Annotated in this window: 13 protein-coding genes and 2 tRNA genes; 5 read left to right on the top strand and 10 right to left on the bottom strand. The window is 68.6% G+C overall.

The genetic code is table 11. The annotated features are described in order from the left end of the window. Positions 1-5: 5 nt before the first annotated feature. The 5 genes from ampE to AC1DGC_RS16760 form a co-directional block, all read right to left on the bottom strand. On the bottom strand, positions 6-899 hold the full coding sequence (gene ampE / locus AC1DGC_RS16780) for a regulatory signaling modulator protein AmpE (RefSeq protein ID WP_449336193.1): 894 nt from the start codon (positions 897-899) through the stop codon (positions 6-8). 113 nt (positions 900-1,012) lie between these two features. After that, positions 1,013-1,924 (bottom strand): NAD(+) diphosphatase, encoded by a 912-nt coding sequence (nudC, locus tag AC1DGC_RS16775; RefSeq protein ID WP_259208961.1) that lies wholly within the window; start codon positions 1,922-1,924, stop codon positions 1,013-1,015. Positions 1,925-1,990: 66 nt separating this feature from the next. Continuing rightward, on the bottom strand, positions 1,991-2,380 hold the full coding sequence (gene erpA / locus AC1DGC_RS16770; protein ID WP_256776573.1) for an iron-sulfur cluster insertion protein ErpA: 390 nt from the start codon (positions 2,378-2,380) through the stop codon (positions 1,991-1,993). A 47-nt stretch (positions 2,381-2,427) separates the two neighbouring features. Then, positions 2,428-2,886: a bactofilin family protein gene (locus AC1DGC_RS16765; RefSeq protein ID WP_394164005.1), complete on the bottom strand. Its 459-nt coding sequence runs from the start codon at positions 2,884-2,886 to the stop codon at positions 2,428-2,430. 4 nt (positions 2,887-2,890) lie between these two features. Then, on the bottom strand, positions 2,891-3,643 hold the full coding sequence (locus AC1DGC_RS16760) for a DUF6776 family protein (RefSeq protein ID WP_259208959.1): 753 nt from the start codon (positions 3,641-3,643) through the stop codon (positions 2,891-2,893). Positions 3,644-3,824: 181 nt separating this feature from the next. Here AC1DGC_RS16760 and AC1DGC_RS16755 point away from each other — a divergent pair, with 181 nt between their 5' ends. From AC1DGC_RS16755 to AC1DGC_RS16745, 3 genes are read left to right on the top strand one after another with little or no spacing between them, the layout of a single operon-like run. Further along, positions 3,825-4,454, top strand: a complete 630-nt coding sequence (locus tag AC1DGC_RS16755; protein WP_259208957.1) for a DUF4126 domain-containing protein — start codon at positions 3,825-3,827, stop codon at positions 4,452-4,454. Positions 4,455-4,499: 45 nt separating this feature from the next. Continuing rightward, positions 4,500-6,377: an EAL domain-containing protein gene (locus AC1DGC_RS16750; protein WP_259208956.1), complete on the top strand. Its 1,878-nt coding sequence runs from the start codon at positions 4,500-4,502 to the stop codon at positions 6,375-6,377. Positions 6,378-6,415: 38 nt separating this feature from the next. Then, positions 6,416-8,704, top strand: a complete 2,289-nt coding sequence (locus AC1DGC_RS16745; RefSeq protein WP_394164073.1) for an ATP-binding protein — start codon at positions 6,416-6,418, stop codon at positions 8,702-8,704. Between the two features lies 1 nt (position 8,705). On the opposite strand, the gene bfr is transcribed toward AC1DGC_RS16745, so the two are convergent. The 3 genes from bfr to AC1DGC_RS16730 all read right to left on the bottom strand — a co-directional run bounded on the left by bfr (position 8,706) and on the right by AC1DGC_RS16730 (position 10,296). Continuing rightward, entirely contained in the window at positions 8,706-9,176 is a 471-nt protein-coding gene (gene bfr, locus AC1DGC_RS16740) for a bacterioferritin (RefSeq protein WP_259208955.1), read from the bottom strand. Positions 9,177-9,270: 94 nt separating this feature from the next. After that, positions 9,271-9,480: a (2Fe-2S)-binding protein gene (locus tag AC1DGC_RS16735; RefSeq protein ID WP_038685797.1), complete on the bottom strand. Its 210-nt coding sequence runs from the start codon at positions 9,478-9,480 to the stop codon at positions 9,271-9,273. Between the two features lie 186 nt (positions 9,481-9,666). After that, a complete protein-coding gene (locus tag AC1DGC_RS16730) occupies positions 9,667-10,296 on the bottom strand; it encodes an RNA pyrophosphohydrolase (RefSeq protein WP_259208952.1) in 630 nt (209 codons plus the stop codon). Positions 10,297-10,416: 120 nt separating this feature from the next. Here AC1DGC_RS16730 and AC1DGC_RS16725 point away from each other — a divergent pair. After that, positions 10,417-10,493 (top strand) — tRNA-Met (locus AC1DGC_RS16725). A 50-nt stretch (positions 10,494-10,543) separates the two neighbouring features. Further along, positions 10,544-10,618 (top strand) — tRNA-Gln (locus AC1DGC_RS16720). Between the two features lie 1,278 nt (positions 10,619-11,896). Here the strand turns inward: AC1DGC_RS16720 and rpsI are convergent. Then, complete coding sequence (gene rpsI / locus AC1DGC_RS16715) at positions 11,897-12,289, bottom strand: 30S ribosomal protein S9 (protein ID WP_017354549.1); 393 nt, start codon at positions 12,287-12,289, stop codon at positions 11,897-11,899. Positions 12,290-12,291: 2 nt separating this feature from the next. After that, a complete protein-coding gene (rplM, locus tag AC1DGC_RS16710) occupies positions 12,292-12,720 on the bottom strand; it encodes a 50S ribosomal protein L13 (RefSeq protein ID WP_017354548.1) in 429 nt (142 codons plus the stop codon). Between the last annotated feature and the right edge of the window lie 8 nt (positions 12,721-12,728).

Below are 12,728 nucleotides of genomic sequence, written 5' to 3'. Positions count from 1 at the left end.
CCCGCTCAGGTCACCCAGCCGGCGATCACCAGCAGCGCCAGCGCTGCCATCCACAGCAGCAGCATCCGCCATACCAGGCTCATCGCATCGCGCAGTTCCGGCAGGCGTCGCCACACCGGCACCATGCCCGCATCGCTGTAATCGTGCGCGTCCTCGCGCAGCTCCGCGCTGACGCTGGCGCGCGCCACCGCGCCCAGGAACACCGCCGAGGCCGCCCACTGGTTGCCGTGGGCCTGCCGCCAGGCCTTGTACGCGGTATCGAAATTGCCCACCAGCGCCATCGACAGCGACATCAGCTGCGCCACCGGCCACTCCAGCCAGCTCAACACCCGCCGCGCCCCGATCGCGCAGTCCACCGGGGCCAGCGCACGCATCGGCCCGACCGCCAGCAACGCCAGCAGGCGATACGCCAGCGCACCGACCGGGCCCAGCAGCAGGAACCAGAACAACACCGCGAACCAGCGCCGCAGCGCGTTCAGCACGGTCGCTTCGACCAGCGAGGACACGTCTTCGTGCAGGCTGCCGCCGGCGGCCTGCAACTGGGTGATTGCCAGGTGCCGGGTCGGCGCGTCGTCGGCATCGATCACCGCCTCGACATCGCGGTCCAGGTCACGCGGGCCCCAGCAGACCACCAGCGTCGCCACGCCCAGCAGCAGCGAGGGCAGGCCGAACAGGCGCCCGTGCAGCGCCCACTGCAACAGCAGCAGGACCAGCAGCCAGGGCAGCAGCGCCAGCACCCACCCCTGGCGCGAGCGCCAGAAGCCGCCCTCGGCGGCATGCGCATCCAGCCATTGCAACCAGCGCCGGTACAGCCCGAACCGGCGCAGCGCCACCGCCGCGGCAGGGGCGACGTGGCCAAGGGCCAGGGCAACCAGCACGGCGACGAGGGTGGTGAACATGTAAGCCTCCGGCGCGGTTTCTGGCCGCTACTATGCCCTGCGACCCGGCAATTCCCCGGGCCAGTGCCACTCTACGCTGCCGCGTGTTCAGCCAGCGGCAACGGCGCTCCCGGTCACCCCACCTGCTGGCGGTACCAGTGCTCGATCAGGCTGCGCGAGATCGAGATCGGCGGTGACAGGCGGATGCCCAGCCCGTCATCGTCCACATCCCGCGCCAGCGCCGCACCCACCTCGTCCACGGTGAACCAGCGCGCATCTTCCAGCTCACCGTTCACGGTGGGCACGTCGTCTTCGGCCGTGGCGGCAAAGCCCAGCATCAGCGCGCCCGGGAACGGCCACGGCTGGGTGCCCAGGTAACGGCACTCGCGTACCCGCACCCGGCTTTCCTCGAAGACCTCGCGTGCGACCGTCTGCTCCAGCGACTCGCCCGGCTCGACGAACCCGGCCAGTACCGAATAGCGGCGCGGCGCCCAGTTGGCCTGGCGCCCCAACAACAATCGCCCGTTGTTTTCCACGGCCACGATCACCGCCGGGTCCACCCGCGGGTAGTGCTCGGTGCCGCATTGCCCGCAGCGCCCGACGAAGCCGCCGCGCGAGAAGGTGATCCCACCCCCGCAGACCCCGCAGAAGCGCGTGCGCGAGTGCCAGTACGACATGCCGCGCGCATAGCAGAACGCGCTGGCGTCGGCGGCCGACCACGTGGTGGCCGACTCGCGCAGGTCCACGCGTTGCGGTGCGGTCACATCGACCGCGGCAGATTCCACCGAGAACCAGCCGCGCTCACCCCGCAGGCCGAGGAAGATCGCGGTGCCCGGGCCGCCGCCGAGCTGCGCGCCACGCAGCGCGAGGGGCTGGCCGTCGTCGCCGGCCAGCGCGCGGCCATCCGGGTCCATGACCAGGACGTGGGCCGTCGGCCACAGGCGTGCCAACGCGTCGGCGTCATCACGCAGCGTATCGGCACGTTCGAGGGGGTCGGTGGTGAAGGCGAAACCGGACAGCGGCGAAGAAAATCTGGACATGCACAAAGCCTGCCCATATTCGACGACAGTGGCAAGCGCCGGCGGACCTGATCGGGTCGCCGGCGCGCGCCATCACATGCTGAAACTGCTGCCGCAGCCGCAGGTGGTCTTGGCGTTCGGGTTGCGGATCACGAACTGCGCGCCGGTCAGGCTTTCGGTGTAGTCCACTTCGGCGCCCATCAGGTACTGCAGGCTCAGCGGATCGACCAGCAGGGTGACACCATTGGTGTCCACGGCCAGGTCGTCCTCGGCGCGGTTCTCGTCGAACTCGAAACCGTACTGGAAGCCCGAGCACCCACCGCCCTGGATGTACACGCGCAGGGCGAGCGAGGTACTGGCCTCGTCCTGGATCAGTTCCTTCACTTTGGCCGCAGCGGCCTCGGTGAAGTTCAAGGGACGGTCCAGCGACTGGTAGTTCGGCGCGGGCGCGGGGGCGCCGGGCAGGGAAACAAGCGTGCTCATGCCCCCAGCATGGGGGCGCATGAGCACGCTTTCAAGCGATCGGCCGTTCAGGCCATCGCGTTGGCGAGCTTCTTGCGGGCGCTGCCGTCCTTGCCTTTGTCGGCGTTCTCGTCGGCCGGCGGCGGCAGCGCCATCTGCGCGGCGCCATGAATCAGGCGGCCGGTGAGCTGGGCCCCGGCGTTCATCTCCACCACCTGGTAGTGGATGTTGCCGGTGACCCGGGCAGTCGGGGTCAGTTCGACCTTTTCGCTGGCATGCACGTCGCCGTCGAGGCGGCCACTGATGACCACTACCTGGGCGCGGATCTCGCCCTCGATGCTGCCCTGTTCGGCCAGGGTCAGGGTGGCGTTGGACGCCCCCTCGGCTGCGATCACCTTGCCCAGGATGGTGCCTTCCACATACAGGCCCCCACTGAACTCCACGTCACCCCGGATCACCACCTGTGCGCCGATCAACGCGTCCACGACCAGATGACCGTCGCGGTTGGATTTATTGCTGCCAAACATGGGCTTACTCCCCTTCTTTTGCCGATGGTGCAGCCGGTGCGCCGGCCTGCTTCCAATCAAAAACCTGGGTGGCGCCCCCCGCGCCCGATCCCAGCGTGACCCGCACACGTTGCGGGGTGAAGTCTTTCGGCAGGATGATGCTGCCGGTGAGCTGCTGGAAGTACCGGAAGGAATACTCCTGGCCCGGCACCTTGGTGCGCTGGTGCAGCTCGTCCCAGCTGACCGAGGTCAGCTTGCCGTCCTTGACGCCTTCGACGGTGAAACGCATCTGCCCCTGGCTGATGGCGCCCCGGTTGAGGTTCTGGGTGAGCACCACGGCGTACTGCCAGGTGCCCCCGGTCTCCGGCGAAAACTCCACCGAATGGGTGTTCAGGCCCTTGCGCTGGCTGGTCGCCCCGACCAGCCGCTCGTAGAAGGCCACGTCGGCACGCAGGCCGGCGATTTCCTCGTCGCGCTCGCCCAGCGAGGTCTGCACTTCATTGTTGGCCGCGCGGCTGATCCGGTCGGAGGCCTGCAACGTGGCCTGGCGCTGCTGCAGCTCGACCACCTGCTTGTTCAGGGTCTCGGCGCGGGCCTGGGCGGCCGCCAGCTGCTGGCCCACGTCACCGCCCGGGCCGGCGGTCCAACGACCGACCAGCACCGCCACGATGAGCGTGAGCAGCCACGCCCCGGCCAGGAGGGCCAGACGGCGGCGATCCTGCACGGGCGGCGTGCCGGGGCGGCGGATCTGGATACGTGAGGGTGACGGGTGGTTCATGGCGGTTGTCCGCGGCAGCGCAGGGCGCTACCGGCACGGCCCCTGTCGGAACGAGCGACTGGCTAGTGTAAATCAGGGGGGAGGGATTTCACGCGCCGGGCAGGGTGGCCGGCGGTGGCGTTCATTGACGTCATCCCCGATAGTGTGGGCCTGTGCACACTTTGCAGGCGGAGCCCGTCCCATGACCGAAGCCCATCTGTTCGTCATCGGCATCCTGCTGGCCTGGCTGGCCGGGATCCGCGTGTACCTGACCGTATTCGGCGTGGGTCTGGCCGGGCTGCTTGGCTGGGTCGACCTGCCGCCGGCGCTGCAGGCCACCGAGTCGTGGTGGGTGCTGGGCACCTCCGCGGCGCTGGCGATCGCCGAGTTCTTTGCCGACAAGATCCCCGGGGTCGACTCGGCCTGGGACCTGGTGCAGACCCTGGCGCGGGTCCCCGCCGGTGCGTTCCTGGCCGCCGCCACGCTGTCGCCCAGTGGCGAACTCAGCGGCACCGCCTTGGTCGCCGGCGCCGGCGTGGCGCTGGCCAGCCATGGATTGAAGTCCGGCACCCGCGCCCTGCTCAACACCTCGCCCGAGCCGGCCAGCAACTGGATGGCCTCAGCGGCCGAGGACACCGTGGTGGTCGGCGGCCTTGCGCTGGCACTGGCGCACCCGTGGCTGGCGCTGGTGGTGGTGGTCGGCTGCAGCCTGGCCGGCGCGCTGGTGGTGTGGCTGGTCTGGCGCACGTTGTGGAAGGGCATGCGCTGGCTGCTGGGCCAGGCCACCGAACGATCCGCCGCGCTGTCGAACCGCGACGTGTTGCCACCGTAAGCAGCGACATGCACGGCATAATTGCGCCGCAGACTGGGAGTACTGATGGCCGTCACCGAAAACGTTGTTGCATCCACCCGCGTCATCCGCGCTGAAACGCCGCCGGCCGATCACTGGCAGCGTTGGGTCGGCGCGACCGCGCCTGCCGTGGCCCCCAGCAACGTGGTGCCGCTGACTGCTGCCCTGGCCGCCGCACCGGCCCCGCCGCCGATGCCGGTGCCGCCGCCGCTGGAACCGGGCCAGCACGACGAGGCCGCACCGCCGCTGGCGCTGGACGCGCCCTACCGGGTGCTGATCGTCGAGGACGACCGCTCGCAGGCCCTGTTCGCGCAGAGCGTGCTGCATGGCGCCGGCATGGAAGCGATCGTGCACAGCGACGCCGAAGGCGTGCAGCAGGCGATCGCCGACAACCGCCCCGACCTGATCCTGATGGACCTGCACCTGCCCGGCCTGGATGGCATGCGCCTGACCGCGCTGATCCGCCAGCAGCCCGGCCAGCAGCTGCTGCCGATCGTGTTCCTCAGCGGCGACCCGGACCCGGAACGCCAGTTTGAAGTCCTCGACAGCGGTGCCGACGATTTCCTCAGCAAGCCGATCCGCCCGCGCCACCTGATCGCCGCGGTCTCCAACCGGATCCGCCGCGCCCGCGCCCAGGCCGCCTCGCAACCGGGCGCGCAGGGTGCCCCGGCGATGAACAATCCCGAGACCGGCCTGCCCACCCGCCACCATGTCATGCAGCAGCTCGCCGCCTCGCTCGCCCATCGCGACCAGGGCGGGCTGTTCTTCATCGAAGTGGCCAGCGCCCTGGGCCTGCGTGAGCGCTACGGCTATGCCGCCTTCGAGCGCCTGATGGTGCAGGCCGCGCAACGCCTCGCCGACAGCGCCCAGCCGCACCTGCTGGCCCGCCTCAACGACAACAGCTTCCTGGTCCTGGCCCGCGGCATCGACGAAGAGAGCCTGGACGTGCTCGCGCAGAACCTGCGCGAGCAGTTGTCCGCGCGCGCCTTCGTGATCCGCGACGACGAATCGGTGCACCTGCGCGGCGTGGTCGGCCATGCCCAGCTGTCGCTGGGCTTCAGCGATGCCGGCGCGGCACTGGAAGCGGTCGAACGCACCACCCTGCAGGCCCGCCTGCTCAGCGCCGGCGTGGCCGCGCACGTGCGCCGCGAAGACATCGCCGCGCAGGAACACCTGGCCCTGCTCGACGGCCAGCTGGAACTGGCCTACCAGCCCATCGTCGCCGTTGCCGGGGGCGACAGCGCGCAGTACCAGGTGCTGCTGCGGCTGCGCCAGGCCGATGGCAGCGTGCTCGCCGCCGGCCAGGTGATTCCCGCCGCCGAAGCGGCCGGGCGCATCGCCGACCTCGACCAGCAGGTGATGGACCATGCCCTGGGCCTGCTGGACCTGTACCGCCATGCCACCCAGCCGCTGAGCCTGTTCGTGTCGCAGTCGCTGCGCACGCTGGCACGCGACGCCTTCGCCGACTGGCTGCTGGAATCACTGGCCCGTCGCCAGATCGCCGGCAGCGCGCTGGTGATCGATGTGCGCCTGCCCGACGCACTGATCCACACCGTCACCCTGCAACAGTTCTGCACGCGCATGAGCGCGGCCGGCGTGCGCTTCTGCCTGAGCCAGTTCGAGCCCGGCAGCGAAGCCAATGCGCTGCTCACCCAGTTGCCGCTCAGCCATGTGCGCATGGCCGCGCGCTTCTCCAGCAGCCATGCAAACCAGCGCACCCGCGACGAACTGCGCGCGGCGATCGAGCACGCGCACCGCGCCGGGTTGCTCATCATCGGCCAGCAGATCGAAGATCCGCAGGCCGCCGCGGCCATGTGGATGGGCGGCGTCGACTTCATCCAGGGCAACATGGTGCAGTCCGCGGGCAGTGAACTGAACTTCGACTTCCACAACGCGGTGTTGTGAGCATGACGGCCCACGGACGGGTTCCCCGCGCACTCTGGCTGGCGGCCACGGCCGCTGCCGTCGGCGCCACCGCGGCCAGCATGGCCGCGCTCGGCAGCCGTGGGCCATGGCCGGCCATCGCCGCCGGCGCGGCCGTGCTGGCGGTCATCGCCAGCCTGTCCTGCGTGCAGCACTGGCGCGACACCCAGCAACGGCTGCAGCAGTTGCAGCGGCGCGGCGACGCACTGGCACGCGAACGCGACCAGCTGCAGCACGCCGTGCAGCAGCAGGACGCGCTCGAGCAGGAACTGCTGCAGGCCAAACAGGCCGCCGAGGCCGCGGCACTGGCCAAGGGCGAGTTCCTGGCCACGATGAGCCACGAGATCCGCACCCCGCTCAACGGCATCCTGCCGATGCTGGACCTGATCGCCGGCGGCCAGCTCGGCAACGACCAGCGGCAGATGCTGCAGACCGCCACGGTCAGCTCGCAGCAGTTGCTGCGCATCGTCGATGACATCCTCGATTACTCCCGTCTGGAGGCCAAGGGCCTGGACCTGGAGATCACCACCTTCAACCTGCGCGAACTGCTCGAAGGCCTGGTCCAGCTCATGCAGCGCACCGCCGATCCCAAGGCGCTGAAGCTGTCGTTGGAACTGGACCCGGCGGTCCGCCTGTCGGTGCGCGGCGATCCGGTGCGGTTGCGCCAGGTGCTGGGCAACCTGCTGGTCAACGCGATCAAGTTCACCGAACGCGGCCAGATCCGCGTGCGCGTGCAGCGCCTGGGCGAGACCAGTGCCCAGCACCAGCTTCGCTTCGAGGTGATCGACAGCGGCATCGGCATCGACGCGGCCCTGCAATCGCGCCTGTTCCAGTCCTTCAGCCAGGCCGACGCCTCCACCACCCGCATCTACGGCGGCACCGGGCTGGGGCTGGCCATCTGCAAGCGCATCATCGACCTGATGCACGGGCGCATCGGCGTCAGCTCGACCCCGGGCCAGGGCGCCACGTTCTGGTTCGAGATCCCCCTGCTGAAGGTGATCGGCGACCTGCCCGCGCCCGGCAACGGCGCCACCCGCGCCCTGCTGGTCAGCACCGATGCGGTGCTGGCCGCGCGCTTGGAGCGCGTACTGGACCACCACGACGTGCGCCTGCACGTGGTCGACAGCGCGTCGGCCGCGCTGGACATCCTGCGCGCGCCGCAGCGGCCCGGCATCGAGCCCGTCCTGGCCTGGGTGATCGCCGACACCGACGCGCTGCGCCACGGGGCCACCGCACTGCACCGGGCGGTCCTGCGCGATGGCCGCGACCCCGCGCCCAAGCTGCTGTGGCTGCAGGGCAAGGAGCCGCTGGCCGCGCTGCTGCTGGACGATGCGCTGCAGTTGCCACGCGACGCGGCCGATGGCGAGCTGCACGCCCTGCTGCGCCCCGCCACCGCCACGGCCCGGCCAGCACCGCTGCTGGCCGAAGCCGATGCCACCCGGCCGGCGCCGTCGCCGCACCTGGGGTTGCGCGTGCTGCTGGTGGAAGACAACAGCGTCAACCTGGCCGTCGCCCAGCGCCTGCTGCAGGTCCTCGGCTGCAACGTGGTCACCGCCCATGACGGTGAACAGGCGCTGCAGTACCTGGACCGCCACCCCGTCGACCTGGTCTTGATGGATTGCCAGATGCCGGTGCTGGATGGCTACCAGGCCACGCGGCGCTGGCGCGCGCAGGAGGCCCAGGCCGGCGCCGAACGCCTGCCGGTGGTGGCGATGACCGCCAACGCCATGGCCGGCGATCGCGAGCGCTGCCTGCAGGCGGGCATGGACGACTACCTGTCCAAGCCGGTCAACCGCGCCTCGCTGCAGGCCTGCCTGCAACGCTGGCAGGGACAGGCGCCGTCGGCGCGCGTCCCGCTGCAGGCGTTGCGCGAGCCGGAACCGGCCGAGATCGCCTCCAGCCTGGCCGCGCTGGGGCTGGCGGGCTTCCCCGACAACGGCGACGAGCCGCTGCCGGTACTCGACAGCAGCGTGCTGGATGAATTGCTGGAGGTAATCGGCGCGCAGACCGCGCACATCATCGGCGTGTTCCTGGACGACACCCCGGCGCTGATCCAGCAGTTGCAGGACGCCTCGGTGGCCGCCGACCTGGACCAGCTGCGCGCCATCGCGCACAGCCTCAAGTCGGCCAGCGCCAATGTCGGGGCCATCGCCCTGTCGGCGGCCGCACGCCGGATCGAACACGACGCGCGCGCCGGCACCCTGGAGCGCCCCGCCGTGGCAGTGGCGCTGCTCATCGCCGAATTCGCGCGTGCGCGGATCGCGCTGGCCGGGTATCAGAACGGCCTGCGCGCCCCGCTGCAGGGCTGACTCAGTCGTCCAGCTTGGTCAGCAGGTAGTTCGGCTCGCTGATGCGTTCGATGAGCTCGAGCTGGGTTTCCAGCCAATCGATGTGCTCTTCTTCGGAATCCAGGATCTTCACGAACAGCTGGCGGCTCACGTAGTCGCCCACGGAGTCGGCATACGACACCGCGTCGCGCAGGGTGACCACACCGTCGCGCTCCAGCGCCAGATCGCACTGCAGGATCTCGGTGGGGTTTTCGCCGATGCGCAGCTTGCCCAGCGCCTGGAAGTTGGGCAGGCCTTCGAGGAAGAGGATGCGATCGGACAGCATGTCCGCATGCTTCATTTCTTCGATCGACTCTTTGTACTCGTGGTCGGCCAGTTCCTTCAGGCCCCAGTTCTTCAGCATCTTGGCGTGCAGGAAGTACTGGTTGATCGCGGTCAGCTCGTTGTAGAGGACCTTGTTGAGGAATTCGATGACTTTGGCGTCGCCCTTCATGAGCTGCTCCTGCTGCGTGTGAACGCGCGCACTGTAGCGCTTCGAGCCGGACGATGAGGGAACGCGAATCACGCGCAGCTGCGCGTGCGGTGCCTCAGGCGACCTGGGCCAGGCCCAGCACGGGCAGCGGCAGATCGTGGGTGGCGCTGAACTTGGCCAACAGGTCGGCCGCCATGTCCAGGCAGGAGCCGCAGGTGGCGCCGCAGCCGGTGCGCATGGTCAGTTCGGACACGCTGGCGACACCGCTTTGCGCGGCTTCGCGGATCTGGTGGTCGGTAACCCCGTTGCAGATGCAGACGTACACGTGCGGACTCGGCAGACAGGCCCGGATCGGCCTGCGGCTATTCCAATCGAAACGAGAATGGTTGTCAATTTCGTATCTGAATCATTCTCGATACGGTTCAGCCACTCGCACCTTGCGGCCCGGAGAACGCGGCAGGCCGTCGACCGGTCGGGCCGACGGAGCCACGACCTGGGTCGTGGCGCCGTCTCAGGGGGTACCCGGCTCGGCCTTGGCCTTCTTCGGCCAGTAGCCCCGCTTGGGCGGCGGCGTGCTGCGTTTGCGCGGCCGATCGTGCCCGGCCGTGTTGCCGGGCATCCACGCCTCCTGGGCGGACTTGGGCATCGACTCCACCCCGGCCCCCGCCACGCCCCGCGCCAACGGCGCCAAGTGGCGCAGCGCGCGTGCATAGACGCCCCGCTTGAACATGACCACGTGTTCGACCGGGTACCAGAAATCCACCCAGCGCCACTGGTCGAACTCCGGGCTGTCGGTGTGGTCCAGCGTCACATGGGATTCGTCGCCCGCCAGGCGCAGCAGGAACCAGACCTGCTTCTGGCCGATGCAGACCTGCTTCTCATTGCGACGGATGGCCCGTGCCGGCAGCCGATAGCGAAGCCAACCCGGCGTGGCCCCGAGCACTTCAACGTGCTCAGGCAACAACCCGGTTTCTTCGTGCAACTCGCGATACATGGCTTCGACAGGCGTCTCATCGGTATTCATGCCGCCCTGCGGGAACTGCCAGCCATCCCGGCGCACACGACGTGCCCAGAACACCTGCCCATCCTCCCGCATCAGCACAATGCCGACGTTCGGTCGATAGCCGTCCGGATCGATCACGATGCGGACTCCTAGAAAAATCTACTGGTTGGGACTGTGACACGCCGGCAGGCCACTCACAAGCGCGATGAAAAAGTGTTGACAGATCCCGGATACATCTCCAGAATTACCGGCTCCCTAGGCTATGTAGCTCAGCCGGTTAGAGCACAGCACTCATAATGCTGGGGTCGGTGGTTCGAGTCCACCCATAGCCACCAAGTTCTGCTTGGTTTTGTAGGGAAAAAGTGCAATACTTGCACGCATATATTGCCCCGTCGCCAAGCGGTAAGGCACCTGACTCTGACTCAGGCATTCGGTGGTTCGAATCCATCCGGGGCAGCCAAATAAAACAAAAGGCCTGATCGAAAGATCAGGCCTTTTGTTTTATTTGGCGCGATGAGCTGGGGACTTAGCGGCCAGCACCCCGACCTTGCGTAGCCAGGCTGGGGTCCGGGTCATCCACCGCCTCATATCCCCGCGCCCGTCGGGACGCGCCCTTGGACTGCAAGGGGTGTGTCGCGTGATGGGGCGCGAGGGCCGCCGAGTGCCGTTGGTGCCGGCGGGTGGGTCGATGGCGTTTGCCATCGCCGGCGGGGACGCGCCGCGATTGACAGGCGATGACGCCCATGCGGTCGGTGATCGGTGATCGGTGATCGGTGATCAACGAACGTAATCGCGGTCACGACCACCGAAGGCGACGCCATCGGCTCGCGGATGGTGACGCGGTTGCCGGCCAGCGGCCGGCACTGATTCACAGCTCCCAGGTGCTGGACCCGTCCTGCCTCACACGTCGCCTGCGCACCCGCCAGCGGTTGGGGGTCGGCGTGGGCGGGTTGGCGGGACCCCCGAGCCGCATAGGTGCGGCGACGGAGCTTGCAGGGGTGACGGCGCCTTGCCTGCGAGGCGCGGCCTCGCAAGCGCCCGAACGCCCAGCCGCCAGCGGCTGGCCGGGCTGCGGAGCGGGACTTGTCGGGTGTACCGGCTATTGACCCGCGTCGATCCGGCAGGACTGATGCGGGGAGCAGACGCTTCGGCCGTGGCTGCTGCGCTGTGTCGTGCGGCGCAGCCGAGCGTGGCTCGGCTCTACCTTTCTGCGCGTGCCGTGTAGCCGGGCATGGCTCGGCTCTATGCAGTCTGCGCTTGCCGTGTAGCCGAGCATGGCTCGGCTCTACCTTTCTGCGCGGGCCGTGCAGCCGAGCATGGCTCGGCTCTACCTGTCTGCGCGTGCTGTGCAGCCGGGCATGGCTCGGCTCTATGCAGCTTGCGCTTGCCGTGTAGCCGAGCGTGGCTCGGCTCTACCTTTCTGCGCGTGCCGTGTAGCCGGGCATGGCTCGGCTCTATGCAGTCTGCGCTTGCCGTGTAGCCGAGCATGGCTCGGCTCTACCTTTCTGCGCGGGCCGTGCAGCCGAGCATGGCTCGGCCCTACCTGTCTGCGCGTGCCGTGCAGCCGAGCGTGGCTCGGCTCTACCTTTCTGCGCGCGCCGTGCAGCCGAGCATGGCTCGGCTCTACCCATGCGCCCCGCCTTGGGCCCTGCCCACAAACGACAAAAGCCCGGCCGAGGCCGGGCTTTTGCTGTCCTCCCAGCGGGACCCCGAGGGATCCCACGCCAGGCGCGATGGATCAGCGCTTGGAGAACTGGGTGGCGCGACGTGCCTTGTGCAGGCCGACCTTCTTACGCTCGACTTCACGGGCGTCACGGGTCATGAAGCCAGCCTTGCGCAGCTCGGACTTCAGGGTTTCGTCGTACTCGACCAGCGCGCGGGCGATGCCCAGGCGGATCGCACCGGCCTGACCGGTGGTACCACCGCCAGCGGCGGTGACCATGATGTCGAAGCTTTCGGTGTTCTTGGTCAGTTCCAGCGGCTGACGCACGATCATGCGTGCAGTCTCACGGCCAAAGAACTCGTCCAGCGGACGGCCATTGACGGTGATGTTGCCGGCGCCCTTGCGCAGGAACACGCGGGCGGTGGAGGACTTGCGGCGGCCGGTGCCGTAGTTTTGCGTGATAGCCATGATTAGATATCCAGAACCTGAGGCTGCTGAGCGGCGTGCGGGTGCTCGGAACCCGAGTACACCTTGAGCTTGCGGTACATGGCGCGGCCCAGCGGGCCCTTCGGCAGCATGCCCTTGACGGCGGTCTCGATGACGCGCTCCGGGTGGCGCTCAAGCGCCTGGGCCAGAGTTTCGGTCTTCAGGTTGCCGATGTAGCCAGTGAAGCGGTGGTACAGCTTGTCCTGCAGCTTGTTGCCGGTGACGGCAATCTTTTCTGCATTGATGACAACCAGGTAATCACCGGTATCAACGTGGGGGGTGTAGACCGGCTTGTGCTTGCCGCGCAGACGGCGGGCCAGCTCGGTGGACAGACGGCCCAGCGTCTTGCCGGAAGCGTCGACGAGATACCAGTCGCGCTGGACGGTCTCGGACTTTGCAGTGAAAGTGCTCATGAAAGAAC

It is taken from the genome of Stenotrophomonas sp. 05N37 (assembly GCF_056397365.1).
Note: the sequence above shows the minus strand (reverse complement) of the source record. Positions and strands in the feature narration are given on the sequence as shown.

What these genes read in the sequence shown, in the direction of transcription:
- ampE (WP_449336193.1), bottom strand. Translation starts at nt 899, where the DNA reads ATGTTCACCACCCTCGTCGCCGTGCTGGTTGCCCTGGCCCTTGGCCAC.
- erpA (WP_256776573.1), bottom strand. Translation starts at nt 2,380, where the DNA reads ATGAGCACGCTTGTTTCCCTGCCCGGCGCCCCCGCGCCCGCGCCGAAC.
- AC1DGC_RS16765 (WP_394164005.1), bottom strand. Translation starts at nt 2,886, where the DNA reads ATGTTTGGCAGCAATAAATCCAACCGCGACGGTCATCTGGTCGTGGAC.
- AC1DGC_RS16760 (WP_259208959.1), bottom strand. Translation starts at nt 3,643, where the DNA reads ATGAACCACCCGTCACCCTCACGTATCCAGATCCGCCGCCCCGGCACG.
- AC1DGC_RS16755 (WP_259208957.1), top strand. Translation starts at nt 3,825, where the DNA reads ATGACCGAAGCCCATCTGTTCGTCATCGGCATCCTGCTGGCCTGGCTG.
- AC1DGC_RS16750 (WP_259208956.1), top strand. Translation starts at nt 4,500, where the DNA reads ATGGCCGTCACCGAAAACGTTGTTGCATCCACCCGCGTCATCCGCGCT.
- bfr (WP_259208955.1), bottom strand. Translation starts at nt 9,176, where the DNA reads ATGAAGGGCGACGCCAAAGTCATCGAATTCCTCAACAAGGTCCTCTAC.
- rpsI (WP_017354549.1), bottom strand. Translation starts at nt 12,289, where the DNA reads ATGGCTATCACGCAAAACTACGGCACCGGCCGCCGCAAGTCCTCCACC.
- rplM (WP_017354548.1), bottom strand. Translation starts at nt 12,720, where the DNA reads ATGAGCACTTTCACTGCAAAGTCCGAGACCGTCCAGCGCGACTGGTAT.